Raw genomic sequence first — 3,617 nt, 5'->3', positions numbered from 1 at the left:
TAAAAACCAATAAAAATAAAAGAGATAACAAATAAGACAAAAGAAAGAATAAGCCCAATCCTTCAAAACTAAGCAAAAGAAGTTCTTTTGTCAGGTAATACTCTTGGGCTTTTAATAAGCGAATATTAAAAGCTTTTCTCTAGAAAGGAGGTGATCCAACCGCAGGTTCACCTACGGTTACCTTGTTACGACTTCACCCCAGTCGCTGTGTGTGCCGTGGGCAGTAGCCAATTTAGCATCCTGACTTAAGGCAAACACAACTCCCATGGTGTGACGGGCGGTGAGTACAAGACCCGGGAACGTATTCACCGCAACATGGCTGATTTGCGATTACTAGCGATTCCAGCTTCATGCAGGCGAGTTGCAGCCTACAATCCGAACTGAGAGGTGTTTTGAAGATTGGCTCCACTTCGCAGTATTGCTTCTCTTTGTGCACCCCATTGTAGCACGTGTGTAGCCCTAGGCGTAAGGGCCATGATGACTTGACGTCGTCCCCACCTTCCTCCTCCTTACGGAGGCAGTATCCTTAGAGTTCTCAGCATGACCTGTTAGCAACTAAGAAAGGGGGTTGCGCTCGTTGCGGGACTTAACCCAACATCTCACGACACGAGCTGACGACAGCCGTGCAGCACCTGTTTTCAAGGTCTGGCAAGCCAGACACTCCACTATTTCTAGCGGATTCTCTCAATGTCAAGCCTAGGTAAGGTTCTTCGTGTATCTTCGAATTAAACCACATGCTCCACCGCTTGTGCGGGTCCCCGTCTATTCCTTTGAGTTTTAATCTTGCGACCGTACTCCCCAGGCGGGATGCTTAATGCGTTAGCTGCATTACTGGAGAGACTAAGCCCTCCAACAACTAGCATCCATCGTTTAGGGCGTGGACTACCAGGGTATCTAATCCTGTTTGCTCCCCACGCTTTCGCGCAATCAGCGTCAGTAATGTTCCAGCAGGTCGCCTTCGCAATGAGTATTCCTCTTGATCTCTACGGATTTTACCCCTACACCAAGAATTCCACCTACCTCTCCCACACTCTAGAATAGTAGTTTCAAATGCAGTTCTATGGTTAAGCCATAGGATTTCACACCTGACTGACTATCCCGCCTACGCGCTCTTTACGCCCAGTGATTCCGAGTAACGCTTGCACCCTCCGTATTACCGCGGCTGCTGGCACGGAGTTAGCCGGTGCTTATTCGTTAGATACCGTCATTATCTTCTCTAACAAAAGGAGTTTACAATCCTAAAACCTTCATCCTCCACGCAGCGTTGCTGCTTCAGGGTTTCCCCCATTGAGCAATATTCCCTACTGCTGCCTCCCGTAGGAGTCTGGACCGTGTCTCAGTTCCAGTGTGTCCGTTCACCCTCTCAGGCCGGATACCCGTCATAGCCTTGGTAAGCCATTACCTTACCAACAAGCTGATAGGACATAGGCTGATCTCTTAGCGATAAATCTTTCCCCCGTAGGGAGTATCTGGTATTAATCATCGTTTCCAATGGCTATCCCAAACTAAGAGGCACATGACCTATGCGTTACTCACCCGTGCGCCACTAATCAGCATTCTAGCAAGCTAGAAGCTTCATCGTTCGACTTGCATGTATTAGGCACGCCGCCAGCGTTCACTCTGAGCCAGGATCAAACTCTCCATAAAAGTGTTTGTCCTAAAGCTCTTTTGTTTTTTGATAGGCTGTTGTTATTCTTAACAACAGCTTTAGCGTATCACAAGAACTCGTTTTATTTGATTATTGAATAAAACGGGTTGTGTTCTTAAGTATTACAACAACAAAACAGAAAGAAACTTTTTAAAAAGGTTTAGCTAAACGCTAACCTAGTAAATACTCTCATGCCAATTAACCATCAATCATCATCATACAATCAATGATTATTGAACAGCACTCGTTGGATAAGAATTTCTCATAATAGAATGAAAGCGATTGAAACCCTCACTCTTTATAATAAGTCATCCTTAAAATCATTTTAGAATATCCCTTTAAAAAGAACTTCTATCAATTTGCTTAGTTTTCAAAGATCGTTTGCTTTAATCAGCTATCCTTGTAAGGTATCAAGCGGCTTTTAAAAGCCCTTGCTGAAACAAGGAAATGAAAGTATAGTCATACAAAGCTTAAGGTTTGCTTAAATCTAGGGAATGTTTGGGAAAATATTTTGAAATTTCAAAACGATTGGGTTTTGAGAAGTCTAAATGCCACCAAAAACACACACGCATTCCCCATAAATACACCATTAAGCACTAATTTATCCCCGTTTTCAAAAATCACTCCATAATAAAGAGCAAAAAATGAAACCATGGATTAAAAAATCCGCTTAAGCTATCTTGACCCTTTTAAATTGGGTGTTTTTTGTCCTGGTGTGGGGGAAGCGCGTTAGTTCTTCTTAGAGAATTGGTCTTTAAGTGAGCCGTTAAAAGGCTCTTTGGGGGGAAAGTTCTTTTTCTTGTTCTGATTTTTTGGCAAGCTGTCTACAATTTCTTTAACACTACGCTCTCTCACATCGCAAGACTTCTTCAAGTCTGGGGGGACAGGATTGAGGTTTTCTTTGATGTTGGCGATGAAGACTTCAAAGCCTTTCTCCCAAGCGGCTTCTAGCACGGGCACAAAATCGGTATCCTTGCTGAACAGCAAAATATGCCCTCCTGGTTTGGTGCAATAGAGCTTGGTAATATCGTGTGCCAACAGCGCATCAATTTGTTTTTGACGCAACTTTAAGTGCGGTATGGGAATTTTGGCTTCTATACCCTTATGGATTTCTTTGTCTTCGAACTCATCTACGAATTCGAACATTACCCGACCGACTCGCAATTTCACTTGATTTTGTTGGGCGATCTTGTGGTTGAAAGTTTGGATAATCTCTGACTTATTCACCTTCTCTTCATATTCTTTGGGATTCTTCTCTTTATACTCCTCAAATTCTTCGTTTTTCTTGCCCTTGATTCTAGGTTCGGCTTCTGTGAAAGGCTCAGACGCATAAAAGTAGATCCGCTTCAATTCCTCTTCAGGCTCCAAAAACGAACGGATTAGCACTAAGAGCTACTCGGGGTTGTTGAAATTGAAATGAGACTCCTTAAAACGCTCATCCATTTCTTGGATTGCTATCAAATCGGTGAGTAGATTTTCCCAATCCATAAAAATCGTGGTTTCAGTTTTTTCCATGTTTTCTCCCAAAATACGAACTTTGCCATAAGGGTTGAGTATAGCATGGGGATCTAAACATGCCTTGTTTTTTAAAGAAAATAAAGGTTCTGTTCCCATCAAATACAGACACTCAAAGCCTTTTTAAAATTTGACAACCAACGCCCCATTAGAGCCAAAAATTCAGTTTAACAGATAGCAAGCAGAAAAGAAGTTATTGAAAAGAAGTTATTGAAAAGAAGTTATTGAAAAGAAGTTATTGAAAAGAAGTTATTGAAAAGAAGTTATTGAAAAGAAGTTATTGAAAAGAAGTTATTGAAAAGAAGTTATTGAAAAGAAGTTATTGAAAAGAAGTTATTGAAAAGAAGTTATTGAAAAGAAGTTATTGAAAAGAAGTTATTGAAAAGAAGTTATTGAAAAGAAGTTATTGAAAAGAAGTTATTGAAAAGAAGTTATTGAAAAGAAGTTATTGAAA

The 3,617-nt window shown here is 41.2% G+C and carries 1 rRNA gene and 1 pseudogene; both read right to left on the bottom strand.

Features of this window, described 5'->3' with window-relative positions:
• Positions 1-143: 143 nt before the first annotated feature.
• Positions 144-1,647: ribosomal RNA gene (locus DV63_RS14295) — 16S ribosomal RNA — on the bottom strand.
• A 730-nt stretch (positions 1,648-2,377) separates the two neighbouring features.
• A pseudogene (locus DV63_RS14285) lies at positions 2,378-3,163 on the bottom strand (NYN domain-containing protein).
• Between the last annotated feature and the right edge of the window lie 454 nt (positions 3,164-3,617).

It is taken from the genome of Helicobacter pylori FD535, assembly GCF_000296015.2.
GTDB classification, from domain to species: Bacteria; Campylobacterota; Campylobacteria; order Campylobacterales; family Helicobacteraceae; genus Helicobacter; species Helicobacter pylori_CT.
The sequence above is the reverse complement of the archived record's forward strand: the minus strand, read 5'-3'. Positions and strand labels throughout refer to the sequence as shown.